Here is a 15,333-nt window from a genome sequence, read left to right as displayed (position 1 = left end):
AAGCATTCCAATAAATAAATCAGCAATGAAAAAAATTATCATAACCATCGTTGTCCTTGTTGTAGCCGGCGTTTTGGTAGGAACGGTTTTGACCAACAACAAAAAGAAGAATGAGCAAAAAATTGAAATTGTAAATAAAGGGACTGGTGCTGCGGCAGTAAAAGTTGTTACGGTTGCCAAGAAAACGCTTGATTCAGATTTTAGCTCAAACGGTAATTTCGTTCCGAATCAGGATTTGAAATTGCTTTCAGAAACGAGTGGTGTCGTTACAGGCATTCGTGTAAAAGAAGGTGACAGAGTGAGCAAAGGGCAGATCCTTGCTACAATCGACCAGAAATACTTATCCATTGATCTGGAAACGGCTGAGGATTCTTACCAGAAAATCAAGGTGGATCAGCAGCGTTACGAGAGCTCTTTCAAAACCGGTGGCGTAACGCAATCTCAGGTAGACGATATCAATTTGCAGTTGCGCAATGCAGCCAATAAAGTTGAACAAGCAAAAAGAAAGATTGGCGACGCACATATCAAGGCTCCCATATCAGGAATTATCAACAAAAAACACATTGAAGTAGGAGCTTACCTGGGTACAGCTACGGCTTTGTTTGATATCGTAGATGTATCTCAGTTGAAACTGAATGTATCGGTGAATGAAAGTCAGGTAGTCCAACTGCAAACAGGAAGCAAGGTTGACATCAAAGTACCGGTTTTTCCAGACCAGACTTTCACAGGTCGTGTGTCGTTCATCGCTCCCAAAGCAGATGCTTCTTTGAATTTCCCAATGGAAATAAAGGTCGATAATGACAAAGGCAATAAGATCAGAGCAGGGATGTACGGAACAGCTGTGTTCAAATTTGAAAAGCAAGCTGAATCCATTGTAATCCCAAGAAGTGCATTTGTCGGCAGTGTGAATGCCAATCAGGTTTATGTGCTTGAAGGAGATAAAGTGCGCCTTACAAAAGTGACGCCGGGAGCAATTATCGGCGAGTCGGTTATAGTGCTGGCAGGTTTGAATGAAGGACAATCGGTAGTGGTTACAGGTCAGATTAATCTGGTGGATGGGGCTACGGTTGCTGTTCAAAAGAATTAATTCAAGCACGAATTCAAATCTATAATACGGAAATAATGAAAATAGCCAATATATCAATTAAACGTCCAACACTGGTCATCATCGTGTTCATCGCGCTGACCTTGTTCGGGGTAATCAGTTACTTTTCGCTCAACTATGAGCTGCTTCCCAAGTTTTCTCCCGGCGTAATATCCATCAGTACGGTGTATCCGGGGGCGTCTCCTGGCGAGGTGGAAAATACGGTAACCAAGAAACTGGAAGACGCCGTTTCGACGCTTGAAAATGTAAAGAAAATGGAATCGGTGTCATACGAAAGTCTTTCGATGATCACCATCACATTGACCGATAATGCAGATGTGGATTTGCTCCTGAACGACGCGCAACGTAAAGTGAATGCGATCATTTCGGACCTGCCTGATGACGCCGATGCACCGTCGCTTGCCAAATTCTCTCTGGACGATTTGCCCATCATCACGATGGCGGCAACGGCCAAAATGGATGCGGCTGCGTTTTATGACCTCATGGACAAAAGGATTCAGCCCATTCTCTCACGTGTGAACGGGGTAGCGCAGGTGAACCTGGTAGGTGGACAGGAAAGAGAAATACAGGTGAATCTGAATTCATCAAAATTGCAGGCTTATGGTTTGTCGATTGCTCAAGTACAGCAGGCAATTATGGTTTCCAACCTGGACTTTCCGACGGGTAGTGTGAAGTCTGATAATCAGGATATTTTGGTACGACTTGCCGGTAAATACAAATCTCTGGATGAGCTGCGTAATCTGATCGTTACCACAACAGACCAGGGTGCTCAGATACGTTTGAGTGAAATTGCGGATGTGCAGGACGTGCAAAAGGATGTAGAAAAAATCGCGCGTGTAGACAGGGTAAGTGCATTAACGGTGCAGATCATCAAGCAGTCGGATGCCAATGCGGTGGAGGTGAGTAAGGCTGTAAAAGCGATTTTATTAAAGGTTCATGATGAATACAAAAAGGAAGGGCTGAATATTGACATAGCCAACGACAGTTCGGAATATACACTCGAATCTGCTGATGCAGTGGTATTTGACCTTGTACTGGCCATTGTGCTGGTGGCTATAATCATGCTTTTGTTCCTGCACAGTTTGCGAAACGCGATGATCGTAATGATTGCCATTCCGGCATCTTTGATCGCCACATTTATAGGCATGTATCTGATGAACTTCTCACTCAATTTGATGTCGCTGATCGCCCTTTCTCTGGTGGTAGGTATTCTGGTGGATGATGCCATTGTGGTAATTGAAAACATTTACCGGCACATGGAAATGGGTAAAAACAGGGTTCGTGCATCTATTGACGGAGCTAAGGAGATTGGCTTTACGGTAATCTCGATTACGCTGGTTATCATCGTGGTGTTCCTTCCTATATCGCTGAGCAGCAGTATGGTGGCGCTTATTTTGAGAGAGTTCTGTTTGGTGGTTGTCATTGCGGTATCGCTCAGTTTGCTGACATCGTTTACCCTTGTTCCGCTGATGACGTCTCGTTTCGGGAAACTGGAACATGTAAAAGGCGACAACTGGTTTGGTAAATTCATTCTTTGGTTTGAAAAACAAATTGAAAACTTCACAGCCTGGATCGGCAGCCTGTTGAAATGGTGCCTTGGACACAAAACCATTACTTTGGTTTTGATTACGATCATGTTGTTCAGTTCTTTCACTTTGTTCACTGGTAAGTTCATTAGCTCTGAGTTTATGCCAATGGGTGACAGAGGTGAGTTTATCGTGCAGATCGAATTGCCAAAAGATGTTTCCATTGAACAAACCAACCAGATGACCCGTAAAGCAGAGGATTATTTGTCTGCGAAAAAAGAAGTGGTTTCGATGATCACGACCGTAGGGCAGTCGAGCTCGGGTGGTATAGCTTCGCTTGCTCCTGCTTATCAGGCCGAAATCAACGTACGGATCGTTGATAAAAAGGACAGAGACGAATCGGCGGATATATATGCTGCCAAGGTGAAACAGGAACTTGAAAAGATTCTGGTTGGAGCAAAAGTGAAAACTTTACCGATCAACATCATTGGTATGGCGCAAAGAGCTCCTGTGGAAATGATCGTAACAGGTTCTGACCTGGATAGCGTGACGGTGTATGCTGATAAAGTATTGGCAGCACTCAGAAAAGTGCCGGGAGCGGCCGAGGCAAAATTATCCGCTGAATCGGGAAATCCTGAAATTTCGGTACAGGTTGACAGAGATAAAATGGCAGCACTGGGACTGAACCTGCAAACGGTTGGATCTACCATGCAGCTGGCGTTCAATGGAAATACGGATGGAAAATTCCGTCAGGGACAGTACGAATATGATATCAATGTCAGGTTCGACGATTACGACCGTAAGAACGTGGCGGACGTAAGCAACATTCAGTTTTCAAACAGCCGTGGAGAGTTGGTGAAACTGTCTCAGTTTGCACTGATCACCGAAAGCTCAGGACCAAGTCAGTTGGAAAGACGTGATAAAAACACCTCTGTAAAAGTACAATCTCAGGCCATCGGTCGCTCGGCGAGTGCAGTTGTAGGTGATCTTGAAACAGCAATCAAAGATGTAAGCAAACCAGTTGGTGTGAGTTATATCTGGGGTGGTGACATGGAAAGCCAGTCGGAAGGGTTCGGTTCGATGCTTGTGGCTTTGTTGATTTCGGTACTGTTGGTTTACTTCATCATGGTAGGTCTGTACAACAGCTTTGTGTATCCATTGGTGGTATTGCTTTCTATTCCATTGTGTATCATCGGAGCCCTGCTAGCATTGGCATTAACGAATAATTCGCTTAACATTTTTACCATACTGGGTATCATCATGTTGATCGGTTTGGTGGCAAAGAATGCGATTATCCTTGTAGACTTTACTAACCAGCTGAAAGCAGAAGGCAAGAGCACTTACGAGGCATTGTTCCTGGCCAACAGAGCACGTCTTCGTCCGATTTTAATGACAACCATTGCAATGGTAATTGGTATGTTGCCGATTGCGATGGCATCCGGTGCGGGTGCTGAGTTGAAAAACGGTCTTGCCTGGGTAGTAATAGGAGGCCTAATGAGTTCGCTGTTCCTGACATTGATTGTAGTGCCTGTTATCTACCAGATTGTCGACAACGTCCTGCACAAACTTAAAATGGACGGGCCGGAACTACCAGTGGATGAACTGGCGGTAGAGCCTTATGAGCACAAGGAGGTTTTGGAATATTGATGGTTGGTTATCGGCTGTCGGCGATCAGCTTTCGGCTGAATCAAACCTGATAATGGAGTTTATTAAATGTAAAAGTGCCCCGAAATACAGATTTTCGTATTCGGGGCACTTTTCTTATTGAAGCGTGAACTTCCTATTTTTTCACCAGGATTTTATGAACAGTCCGCTCGCCTTTATCAGTGACGATTTGTACATTGTATAGTCCTTCGTTTAAACCGGTTACCGGAAGCTGTACATTCGTCCCAACAGCTTTTTGCTGATAAACAACACGACCCATCAAATCAAACACTTTGATGCTTTCGCCACCGGTCAGTCCTGTAATATTGAGGTTGGTAGAAGACGGGTTAGGGAAAACGGTAATCGCCTTTCCTTCGACGCCCATGCGTACCGTTCGGATCGTACTGTAAGCGAAAGTATTGTCCAGATCAATTTGTTTCAGACGGTAATAATTTTGTTCGGCTATCGGGTTAATGTCTGTAAAATGATACTGTTGTACAGCACTACTATTTCCATTCGATGTGGCAGGGTTAACCGAACCAATGTTATTCCAGCTTTTACCATTTGCACTGCGTTCAATCTCGAATACCTTGTTATTTTGTTCTGAAACAGTACTCCATCTTAATACAATACTGTTTTCGCTCTTGTAAGCATTAAATGCTGAAAGGCTAACCGGCATAGCGTCCTGGCATACCTGAGACATCACGTCCTTGTTGTAAGTATCAAGAGGAGTTTGCCCGCTGCTGCCGGTAACTGTAGGGATACCATTGGCATCGACACAAGTTGGAGAGGCACATAAATTGCCGCCGGTAGCCGGTGAACCAGGGCCAACTGTTACCGTTCCGGTTGCCGGAGTTATGTCAGATAATTGAAATGCAGCACTGCCCTCAAGTGCATCCAGACATCCATCGTTATCTGAATCCAGATCCAGCCGATTCGGAATTCCGTCGTTGTCATCGTCACATTCTGGCAGTATTTCTACGAAGTAAGTCGCCCATTCATCACGGTTATTGGCGGTTGAGGCCACCTGGAAATATTTGGGTTCAGGATCAATAGATCCCACAGACAATGTACCCTCGCTGGGAGTCGGATAGGTTCTCGCGTTGTTATTCGTAAGCCACCAGTTGTAACCATCATTTCCAGAACTCCAGTTGCTTTGAGACGGATTGCTTTGCCCCTGAGCTCCTACGAAACGGAAAGGAGTGCTGTTCAAAAGTGTAATTGTACGCGTGTCATAACTGAAATATTGAAGCCCCTGTGTTATCAACAGATAGGTACCCAAAGTTCCTGAAATTGTCCATTGAGATGGCCCTGTCATGTCGTTTGCATAAAATACATCTGCCGTAGGGTGGGTGTTGGCATTGGTGACTGTGACGATGATAGATCCGGCTGGTTTAGAAAATAACGCGCTGATATCCTGTGTTAAATTTAAACCAGTTCTCTGGGCAGGTGTAGTAAAACCAAAATGAGAGGGTAAAAGGGAGTTAAATCGCCCTGTTCCATAGGCTGTAAGAAGGTTGGCGTAACCATTGGCCGGATCATTTAAGCTACATTCCGCAACATCGGTAATGCCATCGTTGTCGTCATCAAGGTCGAATCGGCTCACCACTGCATCATTATCTCCGTCAAGAAGAGCAAAAGGTATAACGTAGGTCGCACTGTTCGACTTTGTGAGCGCATTGTCCGTAACATTATAAGTGAAAAAATCCAGCTCCTGAGACAATGCAGTAGTATTAGGCTGATATGCCAGCGTTGCAAATTCACTTGGGTCTAAGGATATAACATCCGTTAGAGAACTAACAGCAATACCGCCCAGGTAAAGCGTGCCGTATTTTGGTAATGCAGTGATTGAATAATCAGTAATTGAGCCTCCGCCATTATCGGCACCGCTCAATACAGCAGAGCCATTCTGAGTAAAAGCGGCGGACGAATTTACTGATAATGCAACCGGGCTTGCCGAGTTCTTATCTAACAAAGTATTCAATTTGTTGTGTGCAAATGGTCTTTCCTGAATACCAAACAGCACATTAGAAAAGTTACTACTTACATTGAAGGTTTCCGTAAAGCCATTTGGGGAAACATCAGCAGGTCCTATCGGCACAACCGACTCACCAGTGAAAGTCCAGCTGGTTTCCAATATTGATGGAGGCGCAGGAGTGCCCAGTGGCGAAGGCGCATCTGGCGTAATTAACATGGCATAATATGTTCCGGTTGGAACACCAGATAATGTGAACGCGCCGTCTGCCTTGTTTACTGACGATGAAGCGGCTACTGTATTTCCGGTAGTTTCTATAAGGACAACGACCAAATTATCCTTTGGCATGGAAAATGGAACGGCGCTATCATCAACAGAACCCGCATTGGGATCATTGCGAACGAAGCCAGAAACAACCTGTTGAGCCGAACTCAAATAAGTGATTAACAGGAAGCAGGATAGTAAAAGGAGTCTCATAAACGATGATTTAATTTAACCAAATTGATTTGATAAGAAAAAAATATAGAATTAGACGAGTTTTAAAATTAAGGTAACAGTTTGTATATAGAATTATGTCTATAAAATATTGTGAAAATTAAAAGCATTTATGTATTTCAAATTGAAGCAAATGGCTGTTGAAATTTGCTAAGAAATTCCTGAAATTGAGATTCGGAATTGTAGGCTCTGTGTCAGACGAAGGAAATTACGAATAATTATTCAATTGCTAACTAAAATTCTACTTCAATTGTGGACAAGTTGTAGTAATTCTATTGTGTTAGTTTAATAGACAAATAACCTGTTAAGTCATAGCCGGAAATAATTTAATAACTTTGTCATGAAAATTTAAGTGGTTCATGCATCAGAAATTACCAGTAAAACACCTGATCAGACAGAGCGGTAGACTGCTTTTGTTTTTTGTTCTTGTATCTCTTATTGTGGGCACCACCAATGAGTCGGATGTGACGGCAATTTTGTCACGGGCGCTGGTGACGCTTGTTCTTTTTTCGCTTACATTCTTTGCCAATATCGCAGCATTGATTTTTTATGATAAAAAAAGAGAAAGCCCGACAGAAAAAATTGGCACCAAAACTTTCCTGACTGGTTACGCAATAACTCTCGTTATCTTCACCGTTTTCCATTTTTTTGATAAATATCTGAGGACAATGGGGATTAATCTGAGTCCTCCCGACAGGAATGTTCTGAGGCAGATGGAGGGCTGGCGTGCATACGTTTTTGTGCCGTATATCAGTCTTATTATTTACGCGTTCATTTATCTGATCCAGAACTTTATCGTGCATCAGTACGAAAAAAACAGAATAGAGCTGGAATTACTTAAACTGCAATCCATCAATACTGAAACGATTAATCAACTGCTGCGTCAACAAATACAACCTCATTTTCTTTTCAACGCACTCAACATTCTGAAGTCACTGATCAAGAAATATCCGCATACCGCCGAAGCGTATCTCATGCGACTTTCTGATTTTTTACGCGCATCGGTGGTCAGAAATACATCTGGTCTTGCTACTGTAAAAGAGGAGCTGAAACTGTGTGATGATTATATGGAAATGCAACGGATCAGGTTTGGTGAGGCGCTGGAATACAAAGTTGAAATAGATCCCGAAGACGATTGCCTTCAAGATACATTGCCATTTTTCGCCTTACAGGCCTTACTGGAAAACGCGATTAAACACAACGAATTAACGAAGGTACATCCTCTGAAAATTTCAATAAAAAGAGTAGGGGATTACGTTTTTGTGCAAAATAACCTTCAACCCAAGAAAACGATCGAACAGTCAACAGGAAGCGGACTGGCAAATTTGAGAGAGCGGTATAAAATGCTATCTGGAGATGACATTGCTATAGAATCAAGCGAAGCTTACTTTTCAGTTGGGGTAAAAATATTGGATCATGAACATCATCATAATTGAAGACGAAAGACTCACTGCGGAAGACCTTGCGGACATGATCACGGATGCAGAACCGGGTGTGAACATAGAAGCATTGCTGAGTTCAGTACAGGAAGCTTTATCCTATTTTAAAAACCACGATGAGCCCGATCTCATTTTTAGTGATATTCAATTAGGTGACGGCCTGAGCTTCGAGATTTTTCAAACCATTGACATAAAATCGCCGATCATCTTTTGCACTGCTTACGATGAATATGCCATTGAAGCGTTCAAAACAAATGGAATTCATTACATATTGAAGCCTTTCAAGGAAGAGGAAATCGTGAAAGCGCTGGAAAAATACAACAAACTCCGCTCAACCTTTGCTCCGGCCGACAGCTCACTGAACAGCATACTGCAACTTTTTCAGCAGAAAAATCAGCCCAAAGCAACTTCCGTACTGGTCCATTACAAGGAGAAAATTATTCCTGTGAAACTGGACGATATTGCCGTTTTTTACATTAAACACGAGGTAACGCACCTGTACACGCTGGACAGGAAAACCTACACACTCAACAAAACGCTGGACGAAATACAGCAAATAACCGGAAACGATTTTTACAGAGCGAACCGGCAAATTATTCTCAACAGAAACGCTATTCAAAACGTTGAGCAGTATTTCGGAAGAAAAATTTCCGTGGCGCTCACCGTCCCTTTTGAAACAATTATCACGATCAGCAAAGAAAAAATTTCACACTTTCTGGAATGGCTGGAAGGAGGAGCGTGAGCTAAAATCTACAAAAACTGCCTGGCACAAGTTTATATAGGATATCTTTTGATGATTACTATTCAGACAATTGCATCAATTTCATATCCGCTAATATGAGCGAAAGAGAAGGTAAGTTTAGAATTGCCATACTTGGAGGTGGCCCAAGTTGTTTGTTTGTCCTGAAAAGACTGGTTGATCTTAAATCCAGTTTTGAAGTTGATATTTTTGAAAAAAAAAAGGAAGTGGGACCTGGCATGCCTTACAGCCAGGAAGGTGCTAACCGCGAACATATTACCAATGTTTCGGATAACGAAATACCCGTAATTGCTACTTCCATTGAAAAATGGATAGAAACCCTCGGAGAGCCTACCCTTAAAAAATTCGGTATCGACGCCGATTACTTTAATCAGTACAAAGTTTTACCCAGGTTGTTTTTTGGGAAATATCTTAAAGCACAGTTTAAGCTGCTGTTGGAGGAAGCGCGGGATAATGGTATAACCGTTCGGGTTCATATGGGAAGCAATATTGTCGATGTCATTGATGATCCTGATACCGGCCTTGTCAAGGTTGTGACTGATGAGCTTGGTATTGAGGAATTCAATTCGGTTATTATTTGCACCGGACACAACTGGCCCAGGAAGAACGAGGGCAAAGTGGAGGGATTCTACGATTCTCCGTATCCGCCATCCAAGCTGGCCATAAAAATCAACCATCCTGTTGCCATAAAGGGGTCGTCGCTCACAGCTTTTGACGCCGTCAGAACTTTGGCAAGAAGTAATGGAAAATTCGTGAAGGACGACAACGACAAACTTGTATATGTGGGAGATGAGGGAAGCGAGAAGTTCAAGATTGTGATGCATTCTCGTAATGGTTTGTTACCTGCTATCCGCTTCCATTTGCGCGAACCCCGCTTGTCTCCTGATTCGTTGCTTACCAAAGAACAGGTTGAGCAAAACAGAAAAGAAAACGGCGGCTTCCTCTCGCTGGACTTTGTGTTTGAAGAAAACTTTAAAAAAGGATTTAGGAATAAGGATAAGGCATTTTACAGCCGCATCAAGGACATGAGCCTGGAAGCCTTCGTAGACGAAATGATGGCCATGCGCGAGAAAAAGGAGCCGTTCCAGTTGTTCAGAGAGGAATACGAAGAAGCTGAAAAGTCGATTGAAAACCGCAAGTCGATATTTTGGAAAGAGATGCTCGCCGAGCTTAGCTACACGATCAATTATCCGGCCAAGTACTTTTCCGCAGAAGACATGCTTCGCCTGAAAAAAGTGCTCATGCCGCTGATCGCCGTTGTGATCGCCTTTGTACCACAGGATTCCTGTGATGAATTGTTTGCCTTATACGACGCCGGCAGGCTCGAAATAGTCTCCGTTGGCTCCGACAGCACCGTTGAACCTCTGGAAAAAGGTGGTGCTGTATACAAGTACGAAGACGAGCAGGGAAAATCACATGCAATTCGTTTTAAAACTTATGTTGATTGTGCCGGCCAGCCGCATCTGCCCTACGAGGCGCTGCCGTTTAAAAGTCTGCTCGCGAAGCGATCCGTAAGCCAGGCTGTTCTCAAATTCAAGTCAGGCGACGAAGCTGAAAAATGTGTTCGGGAAGGCATTAAGGAGGTAATCCAAAATGCCGTCGGGGAATATTTTCTGATGGTTCCTGGAATCGCTATCAATGATCACTTTCAGATCGTGAATGAATATGGCATAGATAACGAACGTATTTTCATCATGGCTGTACCGTACATCAGTGGTTATAACCCCGATTATTCAGGTCTTGATTTCAGCGAGCAGGCGTCACAATGTATCGTAGAAAAACTTTCTCAGGTGTTGCAGGACCCGCCGTTCGCGGCCAGAGATAGCTCCGGTTTGGTGAAAGAGTGCGACAATAGTAATAGTTTCTAAAATTTTGCTGAACCCGTTATGCATCTTTCGGAAATTTGGATATACCCTGTAAAATCACTGGGAGGAATAAGACTGGAAGAAGCTCTGGTGCAAGAAAAAGGGCTGCAATACGACCGGAGATGGATGGTGGTGGACGAGGCTGGTAAGTTTATGACGCAGCGAAACCATCCGTCCATGGCACTGATATCGACAGCAATCAACGCCTCGGAGCTGGTGTTATCCGACCACGAAAACCCGGGAGATTACATAACGGTGTCGCTTGATCCGAAATCAAACGACACGGGAATTTCTGTGCAGATTTGGAAGGACACTGTACAGGTAATGGTTGCGCATGATGATGTGAACGCATGGCTCAGTACAAAGTTGGGGAAGCATGTGCGGCTGGTCAGGATGTTTGGAGATAGAAATATGAATCCTGATGATGCACCTGACGGAGTCCGATTGAGCTTTGCAGATGATTTTCCTTATTTACTCACCACCGAAGCATCTCTGAACGATTTGAATACCAGGCTCGAAAATACCGTGAACATGAGCCGGTTTCGTCCCAATTTTATCATTTCGGGAACCAGTCCGTTTGAGGAAGATGGCTGGGGTTGCGTACGTATAGGTGCGGTGCAATTTTTGGTTTCAAAACCCTGTGAGCGTTGCGTACTCATTAACGTCGATCAAAGCAAAGGCATACGCGGTGTGGAACCTTTGAAAACCCTTGCTTCTTACAGGAAGGAAAATCGTAAAATTATTTTCGGGCAAAATCTGATCGCCCAAAGTTATGGAATTGTAAGACGGGGCGATCTGGTGGAAATATGCAGCTAGTCGAATCATTTCAACTAGCTGCTTACTGTTGTTTCTAAACCGTTTGCAGATACAACTGTTCCAGCTCATTTGCAGATATATCACCCGCATTAATCACCGATTCAAGATTTCCTTCTTTCATAATCCCGACTCTTGTGGCTACTTCTTTTGCCCGGAAAATGTCGTGTGTTGCCATTAAGATGGCAGTGCCGCTTGCAGCAAGTGTTTTGAGTATTTCGGAAAATTCGTTTGAAGCTTTTGGGTCCAATCCGCTCGTTGGTTCGTCGAGCAAAAGCACCTTCGCTTTTTTTGCGACAGCAATGGCGATACCCACTTTCTGACGCATGCCTTTTGAGTATCCGGCCAACCTTTGGTCAAAAGCCTGCGAGTGTAACCCGGCTGATGTCAATAATTCTCCGAGTTCTTTTTTAGAATATTCAAATCCTGCCAACAAGGAGAAATATTCCAGATTTTCCAGTCCCGTAAGGTTTGGGTAAAGCATCACCGTTTCAGGGATATAGGCCAGATACTTTTTAATCTCCTGCGGATTTTCGGCAACCGAAATGCCATTGATGGAAGCAGAGCCTTCCGTAGGTTCAATAAACCCCAGAAACAGATTGATCGTAGTCGTTTTACCCGCACCGTTTTGTCCAAGTAAGGCGAAAATTTCTCCTTCTTTAATGGTCAGATTCAGATTGTTGAGGGCAGTGTGAGTGCCGTATTTTTTAGTCAGATTTTTAGCTTCAAGCATTTTGAGAGTCTTTAATAGAAATGAAATTTCTTTTGAACAATAAGATAGAAATCAGCAGTGTCAGCACCGACCAAACAGAAACCGCCAGCACACCTTTGGTCAGTGAGTCCTGCGAATAACCAGCGGGCTCGTATGCAGGGTAGCCATTCCAGTTTAAGTTTTCTGTGAGCGTATTTTCAAAAATGAAAGGATAAAAATATTCACGCACATGCCTGTGGTGCTCTTTTACCGATTGCAAATAGCGAATGTGACTGCTCAGATCGGTGTTTGCAATTTTGTTCAAAAGCTGCTGGGCAGCGATCACCGGATTCAGTCCAGCAATGTTTTCAGAGAGTAATTGCCTTTGATCCAATTTTTCAAAAAGCTTCGCAGAAGAACCAGCCGATTCCAGGTCACCTGAAAGTTGCATGGCATAATACCAGCCGGGTGAATACTGATCTTCCGGAATCGGGTATTTGCGATATTGAGGATACAAGGCATAAAACTTTTCCATGGTGGGTTTCTTGGGCAAATCCCACTTTTCATGATAACCTTCCCGCTGTTTAATCGTCGTTTCCGCCGCCTCTGGAACAGGGATGCTGTTGTTGACCACAATATTGGCAATTCCGGGAAACAGGATGCAGAGAAATATCCATATTGAAACCAGGGTAGTGGCGTTAAAAGATGAACCCTTGCCAAGAGAAATGACCAACACAGCTACCATAAACCAGAAAATAACATACAGCAGCAGCACAGCGCCGAGCTGAAAAGTAGGGTAGGAGAAAGGAAGTTGCAGGTATATAACCGCTGCGAGAAATAGCAGGACTGACGTGCCCAATACAACAAGCAAACGAACCAAAAGCTTATTGATAATCGCTGATTTGATACTTTCTGTGGTGGTACGGACAATTTTCCAAACGCCATTTTCCTGTTCTTCGGAAATGGTATTGTACGTAAAAGCAATAATCAGTAAAGGGAAAAGGAATATAAAAACGAAAGACGCATCCAGATTTCCAACGAGCAGGGTCAGTGGGTTTGTAAGTTCCGAATCATAGAGTTGCCCCTCAATGGCCAGCATTTTTACTTTGAGCGAAAACGGATTAATGTCTCTTTGCCCGATGGAAAACTTTGCCCAGGGCGAAGCCGGATTGGTAGTATAGAAAAAAGGATAATAGGCCGTTGAACCCGCCGTTTTGCCTTTTCCGTGCTCAACCACGACATCCAAATGGCTCTTATGCACTTCGGGAACGGAGCTGATGGTTTTCTGCTGACGCTCAATTACCTGGCTGCCATGGTAAAATCCGTATATGCCAAAGAGCACCAGACTAATTGCGCCGATCAGTACGGTTTTGCCCAGGAGGAAGTTTTTAGCTTCCAGAAACAATACTTTTTTACTGATTTTCATAGTTGGTAGGAGCGTTTGGAAGAAATAGATTTTAAGGCAAAGAAGCCAGCGATTACCCAAGCGATCAGTGCGCTAAGGCTAAGCATCCCGTTGGCCAGATTGTCCTTAATGGATACAGGTTGAAAAACAAATTCAGCTTGTTTTTTCCAGTTTTCGGTGCTCACTTTTTGGTTACGGTCGTTCTCGAATTTGATCTGGGTTAAGTGGATCTCATTGATACTTTTCGTTTTTTCGAAACGGTATTTCTCTGTTTGCTTTTGGAACGCACTGAATGTATCGAAGTCCGTGCCCGAGAGGTTCATAGATATATTGCGTATGGCCAGATAAGGATCTGCAAAGCCTAAAATTGAGGATATTGAATTCTGCGCTTTGTAGGTGCTGATCAATTTATCGTAATGTTTGTTGAAAATACGGGACGTAATGTTTTCACCTTCCTGCATCACCAAGGCCCCATAATTGACTAGTAGGGCCTGAATAGAATCCACACCGTATTTCTTTAAAGTTTCAGCTTTGAGTTGGGAAAAATGCGGATCATCCGGATCGTGGCTGTCGCCTTCTTTGCTTACGTCAGCCTCTATTGCCTGTTCAAATGCGATTTTGTCGGGAGCAGCATAGAGACTGTTGCCAAGAGTTTGGGCACTTTTTGGAACTACAATAAAAAACAGAATCCATACCAATACTAGTACCATCAACGCATTTTTGGCTGTGGAACTCATGGCAGAAATGGCTACAACAATGGTGGTTATGATCAAAAAATACAAACCGTAAAGCAAAAGAATCAGCCCGACACGCAAGAAACTTTCCGTATTGATTCCGTTGGAAAGCGAAACAATCCCGGCAAACAAACTGAGCAGGAGCAGAGGTAAAAAGAGTACCCACGTCACCGCCGTGAGTCCAATGGTTTTGCCCAAAAGAATATCAAAATAGGTAGCCCTCTGGCATAGAAGAATTTTGAGAACACCGTTTTGTTTCAGTCCTGATACGGTGTGAAAACCTATAAAAATAATGAACAGCGGAACCAGCAACTGCAACACCATAGCCATGCTCAGTTCTCCAAAACGAAGCATACCGTTGGAAAAACCAGCTTCACTCATGTTGACGGTATTTTGTCGATGTGCTTCAAGAAAAACGGAATTTCCGACATAGCTGTCCAAACCGAAATCGAAGAAACTGAGCGGTGACTTTTCACGGAAAACGAGATAGCCGTAATGCGCTACACGGTGCGGATGCCTTTCGGGCTGGTTCATCCAGTGGTCGTGTACTTCTTCACGGGCGGCTGTCTGCTGCTGGTTGAATTTGCTGACGTATTGCCATCCTGTGAAAGTGGCGAGTAAGCTTACTGCAAGAAGTACTGCGTATAGGGCAAGCGGAACCTTGCTTCGAAAGACGGAACTCCATTCTTGTCTGGCAATAATCCTGATGAATTTGAACTGCATAAATTAATGGTTGTTGAGCTGTTCTGTCCTAAAAATTTCCCTTCCAAAGTCGTGAAGGAATCAAGTGCAAATCATGCAGAATTTGCCAAACTGTCACTTTGTTAATTTGCAACAATGTTGCAATATTAGAAATTTTAGATCGAATTCGTAGTTCACAT

The 15,333-nt window shown here is 43.6% G+C and carries 10 protein-coding genes; 6 read left to right on the top strand and 4 right to left on the bottom strand.

The features are described from left to right. Nucleotides 1–25 precede the first annotated feature (25 nt). The gene (locus tag LZG71_RS18635) at nt 26–1,087 is read left to right on the top strand and encodes an efflux RND transporter periplasmic adaptor subunit (RefSeq protein WP_233822875.1); all 1,062 of its coding nucleotides are present in this window, start codon (nt 26–28) and stop codon (nt 1,085–1,087) included. A 35-nt stretch (nt 1,088–1,122) separates the two neighbouring features. Continuing rightward, nucleotides 1,123–4,278 carry an efflux RND transporter permease subunit gene (locus tag LZG71_RS18630; RefSeq protein WP_233822873.1) on the top strand — a complete coding sequence of 1,052 codons (3,156 nt, stop codon included), beginning with the start codon at nt 1,123–1,125 and terminating at the stop codon, nt 4,276–4,278. Nucleotides 4,279–4,411: 133 nt separating this feature from the next. On the opposite strand, the gene LZG71_RS18625 is transcribed toward LZG71_RS18630, so the two are convergent. Further along, on the bottom strand, nt 4,412–6,727 hold the full coding sequence (locus tag LZG71_RS18625; protein WP_233822871.1) for a T9SS type A sorting domain-containing protein: 2,316 nt from the start codon (nt 6,725–6,727) through the stop codon (nt 4,412–4,414). A 377-nt stretch (nt 6,728–7,104) separates the two neighbouring features. On the opposite strand from LZG71_RS18625, the gene LZG71_RS18620 reads away from it, so the two are divergent. The 4 genes from LZG71_RS18620 (at nt 7,105) to LZG71_RS18605 (ending at nt 11,625) form a co-directional block, all read left to right on the top strand. Beyond that, nucleotides 7,105–8,181 (top strand): sensor histidine kinase, encoded by a 1,077-nt coding sequence (locus tag LZG71_RS18620; RefSeq protein WP_233822869.1) that lies wholly within the window; start codon nt 7,105–7,107, stop codon nt 8,179–8,181. Further along, nucleotides 8,162–8,926: a LytTR family DNA-binding domain-containing protein gene (locus LZG71_RS18615; RefSeq protein ID WP_233822867.1), complete on the top strand. Its 765-nt coding sequence runs from the start codon at nt 8,162–8,164 to the stop codon at nt 8,924–8,926. The genes LZG71_RS18620 and LZG71_RS18615 overlap by 20 nt, the downstream gene beginning before the upstream one ends. Before the next feature lie 95 nt (nt 8,927–9,021). Beyond that, nucleotides 9,022–10,812 (top strand): FAD/NAD(P)-binding protein, encoded by a 1,791-nt coding sequence (locus LZG71_RS18610; protein ID WP_233822865.1) that lies wholly within the window; start codon nt 9,022–9,024, stop codon nt 10,810–10,812. A gap of 18 nt (nt 10,813–10,830) precedes the next feature. Next, nucleotides 10,831–11,625: an MOSC domain-containing protein gene (locus LZG71_RS18605; RefSeq protein WP_233822863.1), complete on the top strand. Its 795-nt coding sequence runs from the start codon at nt 10,831–10,833 to the stop codon at nt 11,623–11,625. Between the two features lie 34 nt (nt 11,626–11,659). Here the strand turns inward: LZG71_RS18605 and LZG71_RS18600 are convergent, their stop codons facing one another. From LZG71_RS18600 to LZG71_RS18590, 3 genes are read right to left on the bottom strand one after another with little or no spacing between them, the layout of a single operon-like run. Then, nucleotides 11,660–12,355: an ABC transporter ATP-binding protein gene (locus LZG71_RS18600; protein WP_233822861.1), complete on the bottom strand. Its 696-nt coding sequence runs from the start codon at nt 12,353–12,355 to the stop codon at nt 11,660–11,662. After that, nucleotides 12,348–13,739, bottom strand: coding sequence for a DUF3526 domain-containing protein (locus LZG71_RS18595; RefSeq protein ID WP_233822859.1), 1,392 nt, complete (start codon nt 13,737–13,739; stop codon nt 12,348–12,350). The genes LZG71_RS18600 and LZG71_RS18595 overlap by 8 nt, the downstream gene beginning before the upstream one ends. Continuing rightward, entirely contained in the window at nt 13,736–15,175 is a 1,440-nt protein-coding gene (locus tag LZG71_RS18590) for a DUF3526 domain-containing protein (protein ID WP_233822858.1), read from the bottom strand. Before LZG71_RS18590 ends, LZG71_RS18595 begins: the two co-directional genes overlap by 4 nt. Nucleotides 15,176–15,333: the final 158 nt, after the last annotated feature.

This window comes from Dyadobacter sp. CY312, assembly GCF_021390535.1.
Lineage (GTDB): Bacteria > Bacteroidota > Bacteroidia > Cytophagales > Spirosomataceae > Dyadobacter.
This window is presented reverse-complemented; position numbering and strand designations above follow the sequence as displayed.